This window comes from Pseudomonas sp. GW821-FHT04C07 (genome assembly GCF_059420325.1).
Genome location: NZ_JBWKTM010000010.1, coordinates 228092 through 246695 on the forward strand (window position 1 = coordinate 228092; position 18604 = coordinate 246695).

The window sequence follows — 18604 nt, forward strand, 5'->3', positions numbered from 1 at the left end:
TGCCGCCAGGGACGCTCCGCGTTCCGTTTTAGGATGTGACGCAGAGCGTCATGGGATGCATTCCCACGCAGAGCGTGGGAACGATCAAACAGCTTTTGTAGGAGCGGCCGGCCGATACCCCTGCCCCAACAACCACCCACGAACCATCCTCCCCTGCTCCACCGTCAAATCCGCCAGCGCCTGTTCCGCTGGCCGGGTTTGCAGACGTCGCAGTAAAGGCGCCAGCTCAACGCCCTGCAGATGCCAGATCCCCAGCGGCTGATCCGCCGTCACCACCACCTCGGCCTCATCCACCAAACCCTCGCGCAACACCGGTGCACGCTGTATCCGTAGCGAGGCGAAGTCCGCCGGTTTGTGCGCCGGTTCGCTGTCCGGCCACTGGCGACGTGCCTGCCAGAACGGCTGCTCCTGCCAGCGCTGTTCATCGGCATAGAAGTCACGACCGATACGGGCAAAACGTAGAAACAGTTGCTCGACTCGTTGCTGATGAAACTGCTTTGCCAGGGCCGCGCGTTCAGGTGCACGGAGTAACGTGTTGATCACCACCGGCGCCTGCAACGCCGAAGACAAGGACTGAAAGATGCCGTTACCCGACAGCGGATCAACCGCCATCGCTGCATCACCGACCCGAATCCAGTTATCCCCGCAGACCTGCGGACAAAGGATCGCCGTGCTGCTGCGGGCATGCAGTTGCAGCTCGATTTCAGGTGCAGCGCCAAAAAAGTCGATCGCCAACGCCGATGCCTGGCGCCTGCCCCGACAGTAATCGAGCAACTGCGCCTTACCCGGCAACCCGGCGCTGGCCACGTCCACCGTCAGTTGCCAATAACATTGACCATCGGCCCGCCGCGCCATCCACGCCCAACCGTCTTCAAGACTCTCGACCGCGCTTGCCGTGGTGCCCGGCGTACCTTGCCAGCGGTTGAGCAGGCTGACGGTTTCCGGCCCGCGCAGACCTTTACCCAACGCCGGAGTCTGGCGTCCTCGCGACTCAACCAGAAAATGCGCCGCTATATCTGCGCGCCCTTCGACTTCCACTCGATGGCCCGATACCTCTGAATGCACCGCCAGCACCCGCCCTTCGACCAACTCGACACCGGCCAGGCGCAAATCTTCGCGCAGGCCTCGATCAAAGCGCGGACGATCCAGCAGGAATTCGATATTTTGCGCGTGTTGCTGAGCGTTCCACGACACCTGACGCTGGGACGGCAGCGTCGCATCGTCCAATGCATGGGTAAAGCCCGCGCTACGCAGGGCGTCGAGAACCCGCACCGAAACGCCTTCCAGTGCCGCAAACCGGCGCCAGTCACTGACCAGCGTCACCGGATAGCCAAGCCGCCGCAAGCCCAAGGCCACCGCCGCCCCGGCTGGCCCGGCCCCGAGAATGAGGATCGCGCTCATGTCCAGACGCGCCGCTCAGGGCCGCGGTAACAGGCATTCTCGCGCAACCATTCGATGATCTGTGGATTGCTTGCATCGTCATGTTCGGCCAGATAATTGGCGATATGCCCGCTCAATGCCCCACACCCCAGACTCGCACCGGATTGCCCTGGATGAGTGCCGCGAACACAGGCTGCGAAGTCCGCCTGCTGGCTGTTGAGCCACGACCATTGATGCTCGCCACAGCGCGCATCGCCGGTGACCCGCAGCACCCCCGGATAACTCGCCGGAAACACTGCCGCGCCCTGCGCCGGGCAGGAAGCGCAGAGCAACACTCCACGCTCCTGCGCCAACCCGGAGGCTTCGCGCAGCAGGCTGCGATCCTGACGCAAACCCAGGCTCAAGTTGATCAACCGCACGTCCTGTTCGACCAACCAATCAATGGCCGTGGCGATCTGCAACGCACTGGTCACCCCGCGCTGATCGAAAACTTGCGCAACGCAAAACAACGCCGACGGTGCACGCTGACAGATGGCATCGATCACCGCGCTGCCATGGCCGAGGGGATCATCATGCAAATCATCTTCAGCCAACCCCTCATCCACCAGACAGAAACGCCGCCCGGCGACCACTCGCGTTCGCTGCGCCAATGAATGACCGCTATCGACAACGCCGATCCGCAGCTCAGGCTTCATGCAGCACCTTCGATGACTTGAGCACACCGTCCACCAATTCAAAACGCAGGTCGGCGTCCGCCAGGGTCGAGGGCCGATGACTGATCAGGATCCGCGTACGCCCGGCAAACAGCCGGTCGATGGCCTCGATCACCTCGCGCTCCGTGGCTTCGTCAACCGCCGAAGTGGCTTCATCGAGCACCAGAATCAACGGGGCTTGCAACAGCGCGCGGGCGATGGCGATCCGCTGTTTTTGCCCGCCCGACAGCTGCTGGCCGCGCTCACCCAACGGACTGTCGAGACCTTCGGGCAAGGATTCGATCAGGCTGTCGAGTTGCGCCAGACGCGCCACTTCGGTAATCGCTTCGCGGCTGGCCGAGGGCACGCTATAAGACAGGTTGTCCGCCAGGCTGCCGCGAAACAGTACGATGTCCTGACTGACCACGGCGATGCGCCGGCGCAACTCGAACAGGTCCAGCTCACGCAGGTCAACGCCATCGAGCAACACCTGGCCGGACTGTGGATCGTGGTGGCGTTGCAGTAGATCGATCAGTGTCGTCTTGCCAACACCGGAAGCGCCGCTCAACGCGACTTTCAAACCATAAGGGATTCGTGCTTCGATGCCGCACAAGGTCATCGGGCGCCCTGGATGGCTGTAATGCACCGCTTGAAAACACAGCTCACCCGAGCTCGGCATCGGCTGCGGATCGGCCGGGGTAACGACGCTCGGTTCTTCACCGCGCAACTCCATGACCCGGCCAAGGCTGACGGTCATGCGCTGGATGGCCACGTACAGCCCGAGCAGACTCTGCACCGGCCCCACCGCCATCCCCAGATAAGTGGAAAACGCGATCAGCGCACCGAGCTGCCACGTCCCCTGCACCACCCAGTAACCGCCAATCAAAAAAGCACAGGCGCGGGACAACGAGGTCAGGGTACCGGGGACCGACTGGGTGAAAAACTCAGTCACCTGCAGGCGCAGCAACTGACTCATGTAACCCTGCCCCAGCCTCTCCAGCCGACGCGCTTCGCGCTGTTGTTGACCGGCGCTCTGGATGAACTTCATCACCGGCAAAGTCTCGACCAGGAACGACGACATGTCTGCCGAGCGCTCACGCAGCTGTCGTACATCGCGCTCGACTTTGCGTCGCATCCAGCGCAACCAGAGGACGTCCAGCGGAATCAGCACCAACGCCAGCAGCGAGAGTTTCCAGGACAAGGTCAGCAACATCGCCACCGCGCAGACCAGCCCAATGACGCTGGAGACCGCGGAGAACAGCGAATCGACAGCGAAGCGCTGGATCTCCGCAACGTCGCCGTCGAGGCGCGACATCAGGTCGCCGATCCGCCGTTGCCCGTAAAAGCCTGGCGACAGCGTCTGCAAATGCCGATACAGGTCATCGCGCAAGGCGAAGAGAATTCGTCCGGAAAGCCGCGTGTGCAGGTATCGATTGATCCCCGACAGCGCCGTGCCGAGCAACCCGGCGACGATCATCAATCCGGCAATCAGTACCAGCATGGGAAAGTTGCGCGCCAGCAGGCCATCGTCGATCAGCAACTTGGTCAACCACGGTTGCACCAGCACCAGCAACGAGGCGCACACCGACAACCCGAGCAGGCCGCCGATGGCCAGGCGATGGGGCCGGACGAAGCCATACAGCCACTTCAGCGCGGCTTGCAGCGCTTGTGGGTCCCGGCTATCGATCAGCCTGACAATCAAGCGCTGCATCAGTTGCGCAACTGTTTGAGTTTGCGATACAGCGTCGCGCGACTGATACCCAACGCGTCGGCGGCGGCCGACACGTTGCCTTGATGGCTGTCCAGCGATTGGCGGATCAGCTCCAGTTCGTTCTCGCGAATGCTGCCGGTCTGCGGCCGGTCACTGGTGTTGAGCTCATCGAGCATGCTGTCGGGCAGATGCTCCGGGCTCAACTCGATCTCGCCTTCTTCGCGCATGGCCAACGCGGTGCGCAGGACCATTTCCAGCTGGCGGATGTTGCCTGGCCAGTGATAGCCGGCCAACAAGGCGTTCAAATCCTCGCGGAGCCTGATCGCAGACGCGCCCAATTTTCCCAACAAGCTGTTTACCAATGAGCTGAAGTCCTCGCGCTCGCGCAAGGCCGGCAACATCACGCTGATGCCATTGACGCGGTAGAACAGGTCCTCGCGAAAGTGCTTGTCCTCCACCAGACGCTTGAGGTCACGGTGGGTGGCGCAGATCAGCGCCACATCGATGTCCTGCTCCTCGCCGGCGCCCAGCGGCGCGACTTTGCGATCCTGCAAGACCCGCAACAAACGGGCTTGCAACGACAGCGGCATGTCGCCGATTTCATCGAGAAACAGCGTGCCACCGTGGGCCTGTTGCAGACGGCCGATCATCCCGCCGCGACGGGACCCGGTGAAGGCACCTTCACGATAGCCGAACAGTTCCGACTCGATCAGACCTTCCGGGATTGCCGCGCAGTTCACCGCGATAAAGGGTTTGTCGCAGCGGCTACCGGCCAGGTGCAATGCCCGTGCGATGACTTCTTTCCCGGTTCCAGTCTCGCCCAGCAGCAACACCGGCAACTGATTGGCCAAACCTTGACGGGCCATGCGCAAAGCACGGGCATAGCGAGTATTACTGCCTGCCAGGGCATCGAAATCTGGCTGAGTTTTTGCTGTTTTTTTGCCGAGACTGCGCGCTGTGCTGGCGACGTTGATCGAGCGCTGTGGCGCACGCAGGGTTTTGTAGAAGAATTCGCCTTTGGCGGTTTGCAGGCTACCGATGCCGCCCTGCTGCAGACGCGCCAGCAGTTGCAAACCATCCACCCCGAGAAACTCCTCGCAGCGGCGCCCCACCAGGGCCGAACGCTCGGCGTTGAGCAACTGACAAGCCTGGGCGCTGACCGCCAGAATCTGCCCGCCAAGGCTCACCGCCAGCAGTCCTTGCCAGGGTGATTCGAGGTACTGTCGACGACTGTGAAAAGCCAGAACGATCTGCTCCGGATAGCTGGCGTTGAACACCCGGCTCTCAATCTGGCTGACCGCCATGGCCAGCAACGCGGTGCTGTCATGGACTCGCCCGAGCGGACCTTCACGGGTCAAATCGAGTACACCGAGGATGTCGCCCTGAGGACAATGAATCGGCACCGAGGTGCAGGAGAAGTCACTCAGGCGATCGAGGTAATGCTCGCCGCAATCGATCAGGGTCGGCCGGGCTTCCACCAGTGCGGTGCCGAGGGCATTGGTGCCGCGCACCGCTTCGCTCCAGCAGGCACCGAGGGTGATGTCTTGCAGCCCACTACCCTTGAGGCGATCGGCGCGACCTTCGACGGCCAGAATGGTGGCCTCGGAATTGGCCAGAATGATCAGCCCTTCCTTGCCTTGGCGAGCGGCCAGGTAGTCGATCGCCGGCATTGCGGCATCGATCAACAGGCGATTGCTGGCCAGCAGCACCTCAAGGCTGGCGCTCGACTCCAGAGCCAGCTCATGATTGCCATTGAAATGCACACCATGGCTGAGGCTGCGCCGCCATGACGCATCGATTTCGGCCCGCAACACCCCATCGGGGACTTCGCCTTCAAGATGAAGCTTCTCCCGAGCCAGTCGGGCTTCATGTTGCAGTTCACTGTTTATTGTTTTTATAAGAGTCATCAAGCGCTCCGGATCGGTCCGCCCAGTAAAACCTGCGCCTGGATACAGCAGCGCCTGATGCAATCTTTACGTTAACGTCAAGGCAATGGCAAGTGCCGTATGGCGATTGACTCCTTGTTAGCGTACTAAAGCATTCGCGGGCAAGCCTCGCTCCTACAGATTCGACGCAATCCCTGTAGGAGCGAGGCTTGCCCGCGATATAGGTAGCCCTGTCAGTCGATATCCATTCACCTGAACAATCAGAGGCTCCAAACCTGCGGTCCCTGAAAGAACGCCCGCGCATTGTCCTCAAGACTCTCCAGGTGATACCCGCCCTCCTGCACAATCAAACACGGCAATCCAAGGCTGCGAATCCGCTCACCCAGCCTGGCGAAACCGTCGCGGGTCACCGCCACTTTGCTTTGCGGGTCCAGCTCATAAATATCAAAGCCCAAGGACAGCACCAACACATTCGCCCCGAAGTCCTTCACCGCCGCCAGTGCCAACTCCAGCTGACCCAAAAAATCCGCCTCGCTGGCACCGTGGGCCATTGGCAGGTTGAGGTTGAAGCCTTCCCCTGCCCCCCTTCCACGCTCGTCGGCAAAACCGGCAACCCCCGGATAGAAGTTGGTCGGATCGCCATGAACCGAGACATACAGCACGTCATCCCGGTCATAGAAAATCTCCTGAATGCCCTGACCGTGATGCATGTCGGTATCCAGCACCGCGACCCGCTCAAAACCGCCGCGCAGCATCTGGGCTGCAATCGCCGCATTGTTCAGGTAGCAAAAACCACCCGCCGCTTCGGCCCGTGCATGGTGCCCCGGTGGCCGACACAACGCGTAGGCAGCCGGCTGGCCGTCGAGCAAGGCCTGGGCTGCGGCGATTGCGCTCTGCGCCGACCAATAGGCCGAACGCCAGGTCAGCTCACCCACCGGACAACTGCCGTCGGCCAGGTAACGCGCGGCCTGGGCGAGAATCCCGCGCAATGCATTGGGTTCGCGAACGAAGATGTTCGACATCACCTCATCACCCCAGTCCTCCGGGATTTCCTTCCAGCGCTCATGGGCCTCCCGCAGGAATTCCAGATAGGCCGCACCATGCACCGCCAGCAACGGTTGCAAGCCAGCATCCGCAGGTTGCAGCACCTCGAAACCAAGAGAATGCGCCGCCCGGACCAAGCGTTGAGCCCGCTCCGGAACTTCCTGTGGCGTGCGCATCTGGCCGCGTGAGTAGTAGCTGCGTGGGTGGTGGAGCAATTGTTCGGGGTGGAAAAAACAGCGCATCATCTTCTCCTCATTCAGCCTTCCCGGCGCGAGCCAGCACGGCATTGAGCAATACATCGGTGCCCTGACGCACATCTTCGGGCAACACATCTTCAGCTTCGTTATGACTCAAGCCGCCGACGCAGGGAATAAACACCATGGCCGTTGGGCAGAACCGCGCCAGGTGAATCGCATCATGGCCGGCGCCGCTGACAATCGATTGCTGAGCGTAGCCCAGACCGTCCACCGCCTGCTGCACCGCCGCCACACATTCGGCATCGAACGGCGTCGCCGGGCTGATCCAGCGTGGGGCGATGCTCACACGCAAACCACGATCTTCGGCGATGGCCTGCAAGCGTGAGCGGACATGTTGCTCCATGGCCTCGATAGCTTCGTCGCGGTGATGACGCAAGTCCACAGTGAAATTCACCAGCCCGGGAATGGTATTGCGCGAGGACTTGGCAATGCTCAGTTCACCGACGGTGGTCAGGCCTTCGGGGACGAAATCGGTAGCCAGTGCTTCCAGCGCCAGAATCATCTGTGCCGCGCCGTAGAGCGCGTCCTTGCGCAGCGGCATGGGCGTGGTACCGGCGTGGGCGGCCATGCCTTCGACTCGAACATCGAGCCAGCGAATCGCCTGGCCGCCGCTAACCACACCGATGCTCTTGGCGTTGTCCTCAAGAATCGGGCCCTGTTCGATATGGGCTTCGAAATAAGCATCCACAGCGCCGCCCAACGGCCGTTCGCCGGCATACCCGGTGCGTTGCAAAGCCTCGGCAACGCTGATGCCATCGACGTCACGCACGGCCAACGCGGCATTCAGGTCCATGATGCCGGTAAACACCGCCGAGCCGAACATCGCCGGGGTGAAGCGCGCGCCTTCTTCGTTGGTCCACACCGCTACCTCCAGCGGCTTGCGGGTCTTGATCTGCAGATCATTCAGGCGTCGCACCACTTCCAGGCCGGCGAGCACACCATACACACCATCGAAACGCCCGCCTTCGGGCTGGGTGTCGAGGTGACTGCCCATCATCACCGGTGCGGCATCGGGGTCCGTCCCGGCGCGGCGGGCGAACAGATTGCCGATCGGGTCCACGCTCAAGGTCATCCCGGCCTCGCGGCACCACTGGGCAAACAATTCGCGTCCGGCCTTGTCTTCCTCGCTCAAGGCCAGACGACAGCTACCGCCGCGCGCCGTAGCGCCGATTTCGGCCATGGCCATCAAGCTTGTCCACAAACGTTCACCGTTGATTTTCAACATCAGTCATTTCTCCAAAAATAAGGGGGCGCTCAAGCGCCAGGAGCCTTTTGAAACAATCTTCCTCGAAGGCTGCGGCTTTGCTTGATCGCATGAACGGTCTATCGCTCCCGCGCAACACGCGGAAGCGATCAGCACCCTCAGAACAGCGGCAGGCTGTAGCTCACCACCAGGCGATTCTGGTCCTGATCGCGAGAGGCTTCGCTGCGAGATGTACCATTGCGCCAGCCCATGGCCACGCCTTTGAGTGGACCGCTCTGGATCACATAATCAAGGCTGAAGTCTCGTTCCCACTCCTTTTGATCCGGACCGGCAGGTGTCTTGATACCCGTACCTGACAAATACATGGCCGAGGCTTTAAGCCCCGGCACGCCCAAGGCTGCGAAGTCGTAGGTGTATTGAGCGAAACCGGTGCGCTCCCCTGCACGGGTGAAGTTCTGGATGTAGCGGTCGGTCAGCAGGTACACGCTGGAACCCGAGGCGCCCTTGTCTGGCAAACCACCCTGATTGAGTTGAACGAAGTTGCTGTCCCTGGATACTTGCTGATAACCCGCCATCAGCGTTTGGGCACCAATACCCCAGGTGAAAGCCAGGCTCCAGGTATCGTTGTCGATCTTGCCGTTGCCATCCTTGGTGAAGCCGCTGGTCCGGAAGCCTTCGCTGCGCCCGGCGGCGGATGCGTTGGCCCCCTCGGCGGTGGTCTTGAAGTAGCGCAGGTCGGTTTTCAGCGAGCCAAAATCACCCAGCTTCAAGTCATGCACCAGACCGCCAAAATGCTGTTGGTAATAGTCCTCGAGGTTGGCGTAGTAATACTGCGCAAGCAGCGCGTCAGTGACTTTGTAATCGGCTCCGGCAAAATTGAACGCATTACTTTCCTGCGTCCCGCCCGCCACTGCCAAGCCGGTGCGGTCGCTGGAGCCACGACCGGTCGCGTGTTCGATATGGCCGCCAGTCAGGGTCAGATGCTCGAAGTCGTTGGAGACGATCTGCCCACCTTCGAAGGTCTGTGGCAACAGGCGACCATCGTTGGCCACCAGAATCGGCAGCTTGGGGGTCAAAGTGCCGTAGAGCACTTGCGTCCTGGCAAAGCGCATCTTCGCCGTCGCACCCAGGCGTGCCCATTGCTCAGCGGCACCTTTGCCGTCGTCAGGGATCATCGAGCTGCCAACATGGCGGCCGTCACCACTATCGAGTCGAACACCCAGCAGTCCCAATGCATCAACCCCGAACCCCACAGTACCGTCGGTAAAGCCCGATTGATAATTGAGCATGAAGCCCTGGGCCCACTCTTCGGTTTTCGACGGAGCGGCGCTCCCGTCGCGATTGTCGTTGTTGTAATAGAAATTGCGAAACCCCAGTGTCGCTTTACTGTCTTTAATAAAGTCCGCCATGCTCAACGGACTGAAAAGTGCACTACCGATCATGACCAGTGCCAAGGGTTGTTTGTTCATTAAATAGAATTCCATAAAACCACGATTATCTTGGCGAGCAACTTTCTACTGTTGATGAGTTGTAACACTCAGTACTTGCGCCAGTGATTCACCGGCGCACAAGCGCTCCAGCAACTTCGGCTCGGCGCGATCCGAAGCCAGCGCTTGTTCGATAACTTGCGCCGCTGTTTGCAGATCGAGAAACAGCACTCCGTTATCGTCGGCCAACACCAGATCACCAGGGAGTACCTGTATTCCCGCGCAGTGAATCGGCTGATTGATCGGGCTATCGCCACGACCATGGAGCTTGGTGGTCAACAGGCTGGTACCACGGGCAAAAACCGGCAGCCCGGCCTCGCGCAGTTCCAGCAAGTCGGTTACCACGCCGTCCACCACAATCCCGACGGCGCCGGCACAGCGGGCCGCGCAACTGGTGACCGCACCGACCGGCGCATGCCGCAGGTCGCCGCCAGTATCGATGACCAGCACATCCCCGGGCTGCAACAGCGCCAGCGCCTGGTTCACCGCGATGGCGTCGGCGCCGCGCAGGCTCAGGGTCACCGCACGGCCGACCAACTTGACCCCCGGCACCATGGCGCGCAGCTGTGAATCGGCAAAGCCGTCTTCAAGAAAGTGCCCCAGCGTGGGGAAACTCACTGCTTTGAGTTGCTCGATCAAAAGCTCTAGTTGCGCCTTATCCATGGTCCGGGGCTCCGTTGATCAGTTCGGCCACACAGTCGATTTCCAACGACACGCCCCACAGTGCGACACACACGGTGGTTCGCGCGGGCGGCGCATGGCCGAGCAACTCACGGTAAACCTCGTTGAAGGGCTCCAACTGTGCAGGGTCGGTCAGGTAGGCATTGACCTTGACCAGATGACTGAGGCTGGACCCGGCTTCAATCAGGATCGCCTCAAGGTTGCGCAAGGTCTGGCGCACCTGCTCGGCAAAACTTGCAGGCTGGTCGTCGAGCCCGGTCTGAGCCGGAATCTGTCCGGCGGTAAACACCAGATGACCGCTGACCACCGCTTGTGAATAAGGCCCCACCGGCCCAATGAACCCTGGTGCTGACTGGATTCTGCGCATGTTCTGTGAACTCCGTAGGGATCAGGCCGCAGCCGATTTCAGGGGGGCTGCAGCGGGTTGGTCGCCAGGCAGAGCCGGGACTTCGCTGATGTCTTTCTTGAAGGTTTCGGTCAACAGCAACAGCGCCAGCAACGAGATCAACGCCGCGCCGATCATGTACCAGGCCACGGAAGAGCCTTTGCCGGTGGCCGCGAGCAATGCGGTGGTGACAATCGGAGTCGCCGCGCTACCCAGCAGGCCGGACAGCATGTAGCTGATGGACAACCCCGAATAGCGAACGCGAGTGCCGAACAGCTCGGCGAGGAAGGTCGCAATCGGCCCGTAGTTGGCGGCGAAAGCGGTCATCAACAACAGGTAGCCGAAGATCACCATCGGCAGTTCCTTGGTGTCCATCAACCAGAACATCGGGAACGCCACCAAGGCTTCAGCAACGATCCCGGCCACGATAATCGGCTTGCGACCGTAGCGATCCGACAACGCCCCGAATACTGGCAGCATGACGATGCAATACGCGCAGGACAGCAGCACCACACCGAGCATCACGCTGCGGCTGAAACCGAGGTTCTGCGTGCCATAGGTCAGGCCGAAAGCGACGATGATGTTGAAGGACGCGCCGGTCGACATGGTGGCGATACCGCCCAGCACCACTTGCTTCCAGTACTTACGAAAGACTTCGGCGACCGGCATTTTGACCTGAACCTCTGCCTCCTTGACCTTGTTGAAGGCTGGCGTTTCGGCAATGTTCAGGCGGATATACAACCCCACGGCGATCAACAACACACTACCCAGAAACGGAATCCGCCAGCCCCAGGCAAGCAAGTCCTCAGGCGACAACCAGGCAGCAATTACCAGGAACGCCAGATTGGCAATCATGGTCCCGGCCGGAACCCCGATCTGTACCCACGAACCATATAAACCGCGCTTGTTGGCCGGCGCATGCTCCACCGCCATCAACACCGCGCCGCCCCATTCCCCACCGAGGGCCAGGCCCTGAATCACCCGCAACAGCAGCAACAGAATGGGCGCCCACATACCGATAGCCGCGTAATTGGGTAACAGACCGATAGCGAAGGTCGCTGCGCCCATGGTCAACAGCGAAATCAGTAGCATCGACTTGCGTCCAAGCCGGTCGCCGAAATGCCCGAACAGTGCCGCACCCACAATCCGCGCCAGGTAAGCCGAAGCAAAGGTGCCAAAGGCCAGCAAGGTGCCGATCAGCGGAACGAAGTCCGGGAAGAACACTTTGTTGAACACCAATGCCGAAGCGGTGGCAAACACAAACAAGTCATACCATTCCACCGTGGTGCCGATCACACTGGCAACTGCCACTTTTTTCATACTGATTTCAACTTCGGGTGGTGCGGGACACTTTTCTACAGACGATATTTCGCTCATAACTGTCTCCAGAGAGCTCTTCAAGAACTCGATGTTTAATTGTTATAACTGGCAGTAAAACGTTTAAAGCGAGGATTATTTTTATAGCCGGCTCGTCAGAACGAACCGGTTCACAAGGCATATTTTATAGTTAACAAACTTGCAACTTCGCTCCGTTGAGGAAGTTACTCAATAACCCAAGGTCATATCCACGCTGTTCAACAACGGCTCACCGGCATTCAGGCGTCGAACATTTTCCGCCACTTGCTCGGCAATACAGTCATGGGACGCCGCCGACGCCATATGCGGGGTGATCGTCACCCCGGGCATGCTCCAAAGTTTGTGTTCTAGCGGTAACGGTTCACGTTCGAATACATCAAGTAATGCGCCACGCAACTGACCGCTTGCCAGCGCCTGTTCGAGATCATCGATCCGCAGATGAGCGCCCCGTCCACAGTTGACCAGCGCTGCGCCGGGGGCGAGCCGGGCAAACGTCGTACTGCCAAGAATGCCGCGGGTTTCAGGGGTCAGCGGCAGCAAGTTGATCAACAATTCCACGCCATCGAGAAAAGGCTCGAAGCCTTCAGTCCCGGCGAATGCCTGCACACCCGGCAAGCTCTTGGCGCCACGGGCCCAGCCCCGCACCGTATAGCCGGCTGCAGCCAGATCGCTGGCGATGGCGCTACCCAGCGAGCCAAGGCCCATGACACCCACCCTGAATTGCTTGGCTGAACGTTGCAGCGGGCGTTGCCATGTTTTTTCGCGCTGTTGTTGCAGTACCTGGTCGAAGCCGCGGTGATAGTGAATCACCGCCCAGCGCACGTACTCGGTCATCCCTTGGCGATGACCAGGGTCGACCACTCGGCACACCGGTAAATCGGGACACGACGGGTCATGCTCAAGATGATCGACACCCGCAGCCACGGAGTGGATGACTTGAAGATTGCTCAACGCCCCCAGACTGCCGGGCAATGGAAACCAGCACGCCGCCACCTGCGCCGCTGCGGCCGCCGGATCATCCATCAGCACCGCGTTGATTTGCGGTGCAGAACGGGCGAAAGCGGCTTGCAGTTGCTCGAGCAAGAGGCTGTCGCGTGACAGCAGGACGACCGTGTTCATGAGCAGTAAGACTCGCGCTGGGATTCAATCAGGGTCAGGGCGGCCTCCCAGGCCAGATCGATGATGTTGTCGGACTCATCCCGATCGAACTGCTCGGCGGTGTGCGCGCAGACCTCCGGGGAAGGGAAATGCAGCGCCGAACCACCGGCCAGGGCCTGGACCTGCGCCTGGCAGGCACGCTCCAGGAAATGAATCTCCTGGAAGGCCTGAGCCACGCTGGCGCCGCCGACCAACAGCCCGTGATTGCGCAGGATCATCGCCCTGTGCGGCCCCAGATCGGCAATCAACCGCTCGCGTTCGTCCAGCGACAAAGCGATGCCTTCATAGGTGTGATAGGCCAGCTTGCCGTAGAACTTCAGCGCATGCTGGCTGATCGGCAACAGCCCCTGCTGCTGGGCCGCGACCGCCATGCCGGCTGCGGTGTGGGTATGGATCACGCAATTCAAATCCGGGCGCGCCATATGAATCGCCGAATGGATGACAAAACCCGCCGCATTGACCCGATGATCGCCATAGGCCGGGTCGACGATTCGGCCCTGTTGGTCGATACGTACCAGATCCGAGGCGCGCATCCGGTCGAAAATCACTCCGTAGCGATTGATCAGGAAGTGATGTTCAGGCCCCGGGATGCGCAAGGTGATATGGGTATCGATCAGGTCGGTCATGCGAAAGTGCGCGACCATCCGGTACAGCGCCGCCAGTTCGCAACGGGCCTGCCATTCAACCGGGCTAATGTGTTCAGGTTTGCTCACGAATACACCTCTTTAGGAGCGTGGGAGACGACCGGGTTGGCCCGCAACCGGGCCAGACCGCAAACGCCGATCAAGGACACGGCCGACAGCAGCGTGAAGAACACCGCCAGCGGTAACCATTGTCCGGAAAACTTGCTCGCCAGCAGCGTACCGATCAGCGGCGTGGTGCCGCCGGCCAGAGCGCAGCTCAACTGGTATGCGATAGAAATGCCCGAGTAGCGCAGGTGCACCGGGAAGGCCTGGGACATGTAACCGGCGATGACCGCGTACAAGGCCGAGAGGATGACGACCGCCAGAGCGATGCCGATGATCATCAGCAAAATGTTTTGCGTGCCTACCAACAGGAACATCGGGTACGGCGTGACCAAGCACAGCAAGGCAACCAGTTTGAGAAAGCGGCCTTCACCGATACGCTCGGCCAACAGCGCGGAGAGTGGTTGGGACAGTAGCTGGATGATGGTCACCAGAAACAGGCAGTCGAGAATCGTCGAGCGAGCGATGCCTTGATACTGGGTGACGTAGGTAATCATGAAGGTGTTGGTGAAGAAGAACCCGGCCGACCCGATGGTCACCGCCGCTGCGGCAAACAGGATCTGCCGCCAGCAGCTGCGGATAACTTCCATCACCGGGTATTTGGCGGTCTCGTTGTTGTCCCGCACTGCGGCGAACTCCGGCGACTCGTGGACTCCGGAACGGATCATCAAACCGACCATCATCAGCACGCCGCTGGCGAGAAATGGCATACGCCAGCCCCACTCGAGAAAGTCCTGCTGATCAAGGGATGTGACCAGACGAAAAGCGATCAATGCCAACAGCAAACCTGCCGGACTGCCGAGCTGAGCGAAGGATGCGTAAAACGTCTTGCGGTTGGCCGGTGCATGTTCACTGGCCATCAGCACCGCCCCGCCCCATTCGCCGCCGACCGATATACCCTGAATCAACCGCAGCGCAATCAGGCTGATCGGTGCCCAGATTCCGGCACTGGCGTAGCCGGGCAACAGGCCGATGCCGGTGGTGGCCAGGCCCATGAGTGCCATGGTCACCAGGAGCATTTTCTTGCGCCCGAGACGGTCACCCAAATGGCCGAACACCATGCCGGCCATAGGGCGGGCAATGAAGCCAACCGCAAAACTGCCGAACGCTGCGAGGGTGCTCATCACCGGATCGCTGCTGGGGAAAAATACTTGCCCGAGCACCAACGCTGCCGCCGTCGCATAGATATAAAAATCGTAGAACTCGATGGTGGTGCCAATAAAGGCTGCCGCCGCCGCTCGTCGCGGCTGAGGGGTGGTATGCATGCAAGGACCCTGTGTATTTATTGTTGGGCAGGTACTGAAGGCTGAATCCGGTTGCACTCTCTGGCGCTTGTGAGCTTTATCGCCGCCGGGCTAGGATTAGTCAATTTTCATATTCTTATCTTTACTATTAGCCTTGCTACTACTGAGAAAATCATGCCCTCACCTACCTCCACCTCCAACCCATGGGTCGGCCGACGCTTTCTCAATGATCGCCTCGACTGGAACCTCTTGCGCACCTATCTGGTAATCGGTCAGGAAGGCAGCATGAGCCGCGCCGCTGCGCGCTTGCACATCACCCAGTCAGCGGTGAGTCAGGCGCTCAAACGTCTCGAAGAACAGCTTGAATGTGTGTTGATTGCACGTAGCGGAAGGCGCTTCGACCTGACTGAAACCGGGGAAGAAGTGCTGCGCATTGCTGCGGATATTTACGGAGATATTTCGCGGCTAGGGACAGTAGTGGAGAGTCGGCATGACGACCTGGTGGGCAAGATTCGCCTGCTCACCGTCAGCGGTGTCCAGTCGGCGCACTACGATGAGTTTCTGGCGGACTTCCATGTCACCCATCCGAACGTCGAGCTGGAAGTCGAGGTGATGGGCAGCTCGAACATCATCAGTTCGCTGCTGCAAAAGACTGCGACCGTGGGCGTAGGATTGTGCCGACTGGCACAGCCACGGCTGGAACAGCGGGTGCTATTTCGCGAGCGTTATGCGTACTTTTGCGGGCAACGCCATCGGCTGTTCGGGCAGGAGAATCTGACACTGGAGCAGATTGCTGCCGAGAACTTTGTCAGCTTCACCAGCGACCAGTTGGGCGGCAATCTTTCACCCCTGACGCTGTTTCGCGACCAGCAAGGGTTTACCGGCAAGATCGTCGCATCCTCCACCAGTTTCGAAGAGATTCATCGCCTGATCTGCGCAGGGTTCGGCATCGGTTGTTTGCCCATTCATCTGGTGCGCCGAGATGTCGAGCAGGGTCTGCTCTGGCGCCTCCCCCCTGAGGACGGGGTGGTAGACTTCGATATCCAGCTTCTGTGGAATCGCGAGCAGCGAATGAGTCAGGCCGAGAGCGTGTTTCTGGAGAGCTTCCAGCACATGCTCAGCATTCGTGAGCAGGTGCTGTGAAGGTTTAGCCTCAGACGTGGGGATCGCCCGGGGCTTTGCTCGGGGCGGCGTACTGCGGCTTCAGATGCCCGTCCTGATCCAGCAGCCAGGCATCCATGATCTGCCGCACCACCGGACCTGCGACGCGCCCCCCGGCCTCACCGTTTTCGATCATCACCGAGATGACGATCTTCGGATGTTCCGCTGGGGCGAAGCCGACGAACAAGGCGTTGTCGCGATTGCGCTCCTGAGTTTTCAGACGGTTGTAACGCTCGCCCTGCTTGATCGCGACCACTTGAGCCGTACCGCTCTTGCCCGCAATCCGGTATTGCACCCCGATCGCCGCCGCGCGGGCAATACCGCGTGGATCGTGCATGACCATCTGCATGCCGTGGTTGACCTGTTCCCAATCCCGCGGATCTTTAAGCTGAATGTTTGGCATCGGGTGCTCATCCACCGGCGCCACACCGTCCACAGTCTTGGCCAGGTGCGGACGATTCCACACGCCTTTGTTGGCAATCAACGCAGTAGCCTGCGCCAGTTGCAGCGGCGTCACCTGCATATAGCCCTGACCGATGCCGAGAATCACCGTTTCGCCGGGGAACCACGGCTGGCGACGGGTGGCGCGCTTCCACGCCTGAGACGGCATCAAACCGGCCGACTCTTCGAACATATCCAGCGAGACCTTCTCGCCGAGACCGAACATGGTCATGTAATCGTGCAGTCGGTCGATGCCGAGCTTGTGTGCCAGGTCGTAAAAATAGGTGTCGTTGGAGCGCATGATCGCCGCGTCCATATCGACCCAACCATCGCCGCTGTGGTTCCAGTTACGGTATTTGTGATCGAAGTCTGGCAACTGGTAATAGCCCGGGTCGAAGACCCGGGTCTGGGCAGTGACCACGCCAGCGTCCAGCCCGGCAATTGCCACTTCTGGCTTGATCGTCGAACCGGGCGCATACAGGCCACGTAACACCCGGTTGAACAGCGGTCGGTCGATGGAATCGTGCAGAGCGGCGTATTCCTTGAAGCTGATGCCGGTAACAAACAGATTCGGATCAAAGCTCGGCTTGCTGACCATGGCCAGCACCTCACCAGTCGATGGATCGAGAGCGACTACCGACCCGCGTCGATCACCCAGGGCCTCCTCGGCCGCTTCCTGGAGCTTGACGTCGAGACTGAGCACGATGCTTTTGCCCGGAATCGGGTCGGTGTGCTTAAGTACCCGTAGCACGCGGCCCTGAGCATTGGTTTCGACTTCTTCATAGCCGACATGACCGTGCAGCTCGGACTCGTAAAAGCGTTCGATGCCAGTCTTGCCTATCGATTGGGTACCGCGGTACTCCACCGAGTCCAGGGCCTTGGATTCTTTCTCGTTGATCCGCCCGACATAGCCGATCGAATGGGCGAAATGCGCGCCCAACGGGTAGTGACGAACGAACTGCGGCTCTACCTCGATGCCGGGCAGACGGAACTGGTTCACCGCCAGCACGGCTATCTGCTCCTCGGTCAGCTCATAAAACAGAGTGACGGGAACAAAGGGATGACGCGCTTGCTTCATCTCTTTGTCGAACAGAACCCGCTCTTCAGCCGGCAAGTGCAGCAGACTGACAATCGAGTCCAGCTCGCCTTTCAAGTCGGCCGCACGCTCGCGGGTGATGGTCAAATTGAAGCTGGGCTGGTTATCTGCCAGTAGTACGCCATTGCGGTCGTAAATCAGGCCTCTGGTGGGCGTGATCGGCAGTACATGCACCCGGTTGTTTTCAGAGATCGTCGAGTGATAGTCAAATTCGACTACCTGCAGGAAATACATACGTGCGACCAACGCGCAGGAGATAGCGACGACAAACAGCGCACAGGACAGTAGCCTTTTATTGACCAGGCGCGTTTCTTTTTCGTGATCTTTGATCGGTATCGGTTCGGGCATTTCTACAGCAGCTCTTTGAATGGGTTAAACGACGCTCCCTGCGCGTGAAATCAGTCCTTTTGAAAAACGAGCTGCACCATACCAAAAAGTCCCGAGTCACTTGCGGGTGATTTCCCTGAACGGCTGTCCTTGGCGGCCAATGCGACGGTTGGAGTCCTGCTTTTACTTACGCACACTGTGTGAATTCGTGCGCTCTGACGGCCACTGCCTGAAGAGATCACTGGACGCCCGAGTGCGCGCCATGGCGTCGTCGAAATCGCCATCGCGAGCCAGCCCGCGCCGACAAATCGCGCGCAAAACAAAACCCCTACCTGCAGATGCAGATAG

Annotated in this window: 16 protein-coding genes; 1 reads left to right on the plus strand and 15 read right to left on the minus strand. The window is 60.1% G+C overall.

All coding sequences use genetic code 11. The features are described from left to right. Window positions 1-84 precede the first annotated feature (84 nt). From qhpG to AC07UI_RS19670, 13 genes are all read right to left on the minus strand, one after another. The gene (gene qhpG / locus AC07UI_RS19610; RefSeq protein WP_494994062.1) at window positions 85-1401 is read right to left on the minus strand and encodes a flavin-dependent monooxygenase QhpG; all 1317 of its coding nucleotides are present in this window, start codon (window positions 1399-1401) and stop codon (window positions 85-87) included. Next, complete coding sequence (gene qhpE, locus AC07UI_RS19615) at window positions 1398-2075, minus strand: subtilisin-like serine protease QhpE (RefSeq protein ID WP_494994063.1); 678 nt, start codon at window positions 2073-2075, stop codon at window positions 1398-1400. Before qhpE ends, qhpG begins: the two co-directional genes overlap by 4 nt. After that, complete coding sequence (locus AC07UI_RS19620; RefSeq protein ID WP_494994064.1) at window positions 2065-3783, minus strand: ABC transporter ATP-binding protein; 1719 nt, start codon at window positions 3781-3783, stop codon at window positions 2065-2067. Before AC07UI_RS19620 ends, qhpE begins: the two co-directional genes overlap by 11 nt. Beyond that, on the minus strand, window positions 3783-5690 hold the full coding sequence (locus AC07UI_RS19625; protein WP_494994065.1) for a sigma-54-dependent Fis family transcriptional regulator: 1908 nt from the start codon (window positions 5688-5690) through the stop codon (window positions 3783-3785). Before AC07UI_RS19625 ends, AC07UI_RS19620 begins: the two co-directional genes overlap by 1 nt. Window positions 5691-5929: 239 nt before the next feature. Continuing rightward, window positions 5930-6955 carry a histone deacetylase family protein gene (locus AC07UI_RS19630; protein ID WP_494994066.1) on the minus strand — a complete coding sequence of 342 codons (1026 nt, stop codon included), beginning with the start codon at window positions 6953-6955 and terminating at the stop codon, window positions 5930-5932. A 10-nt stretch (window positions 6956-6965) separates the two neighbouring features. Continuing rightward, window positions 6966-8195 (minus strand): Zn-dependent hydrolase, encoded by a 1230-nt coding sequence (locus tag AC07UI_RS19635; protein ID WP_494994067.1) that lies wholly within the window; start codon window positions 8193-8195, stop codon window positions 6966-6968. 137 nt (window positions 8196-8332) lie between these two features. Continuing rightward, the gene (locus AC07UI_RS19640; protein ID WP_494994068.1) at window positions 8333-9643 is read right to left on the minus strand and encodes an OprD family porin; all 1311 of its coding nucleotides are present in this window, start codon (window positions 9641-9643) and stop codon (window positions 8333-8335) included. Window positions 9644-9688: 45 nt separating this feature from the next. Next, complete coding sequence (locus tag AC07UI_RS19645) at window positions 9689-10324, minus strand: RraA family protein (RefSeq protein WP_494994069.1); 636 nt, start codon at window positions 10322-10324, stop codon at window positions 9689-9691. Further along, the gene (locus AC07UI_RS19650; RefSeq protein ID WP_494994070.1) at window positions 10317-10709 is read right to left on the minus strand and encodes a RidA family protein; all 393 of its coding nucleotides are present in this window, start codon (window positions 10707-10709) and stop codon (window positions 10317-10319) included. The genes AC07UI_RS19645 and AC07UI_RS19650 overlap by 8 nt, the downstream gene beginning before the upstream one ends. 21 nt (window positions 10710-10730) lie before the next feature. Next, complete coding sequence (locus tag AC07UI_RS19655; RefSeq protein ID WP_494994071.1) at window positions 10731-12104, minus strand: MFS transporter; 1374 nt, start codon at window positions 12102-12104, stop codon at window positions 10731-10733. Between the two features lie 168 nt (window positions 12105-12272). Next, window positions 12273-13202 carry a 2-hydroxyacid dehydrogenase gene (locus tag AC07UI_RS19660; RefSeq protein ID WP_494994072.1) on the minus strand — a complete coding sequence of 310 codons (930 nt, stop codon included), beginning with the start codon at window positions 13200-13202 and terminating at the stop codon, window positions 12273-12275. Then, on the minus strand, window positions 13199-13954 hold the full coding sequence (locus tag AC07UI_RS19665; RefSeq protein ID WP_494994073.1) for a class II aldolase/adducin family protein: 756 nt from the start codon (window positions 13952-13954) through the stop codon (window positions 13199-13201). Before AC07UI_RS19665 ends, AC07UI_RS19660 begins: the two co-directional genes overlap by 4 nt. Then, window positions 13951-15252: an MFS transporter gene (locus AC07UI_RS19670; protein WP_494994074.1), complete on the minus strand. Its 1302-nt coding sequence runs from the start codon at window positions 15250-15252 to the stop codon at window positions 13951-13953. Before AC07UI_RS19670 ends, AC07UI_RS19665 begins: the two co-directional genes overlap by 4 nt. A gap of 153 nt (window positions 15253-15405) precedes the next feature. Between AC07UI_RS19670 and AC07UI_RS19675 the strand changes: the two genes are divergently transcribed. Continuing rightward, on the plus strand, window positions 15406-16374 hold the full coding sequence (locus AC07UI_RS19675; protein ID WP_494994075.1) for a LysR family transcriptional regulator: 969 nt from the start codon (window positions 15406-15408) through the stop codon (window positions 16372-16374). 10 nt (window positions 16375-16384) lie between these two features. Here the strand turns inward: AC07UI_RS19675 and mrdA are convergent, their stop codons facing one another. Next, window positions 16385-18277: a penicillin-binding protein 2 gene (mrdA, locus tag AC07UI_RS19680; protein WP_494994076.1), complete on the minus strand. Its 1893-nt coding sequence runs from the start codon at window positions 18275-18277 to the stop codon at window positions 16385-16387. A gap of 50 nt (window positions 18278-18327) precedes the next feature. Then, on the minus strand, window positions 18328-18604 hold a 277-nt coding region (locus tag AC07UI_RS19685), incomplete at its 5' end, for a hypothetical protein (RefSeq protein ID WP_494994077.1).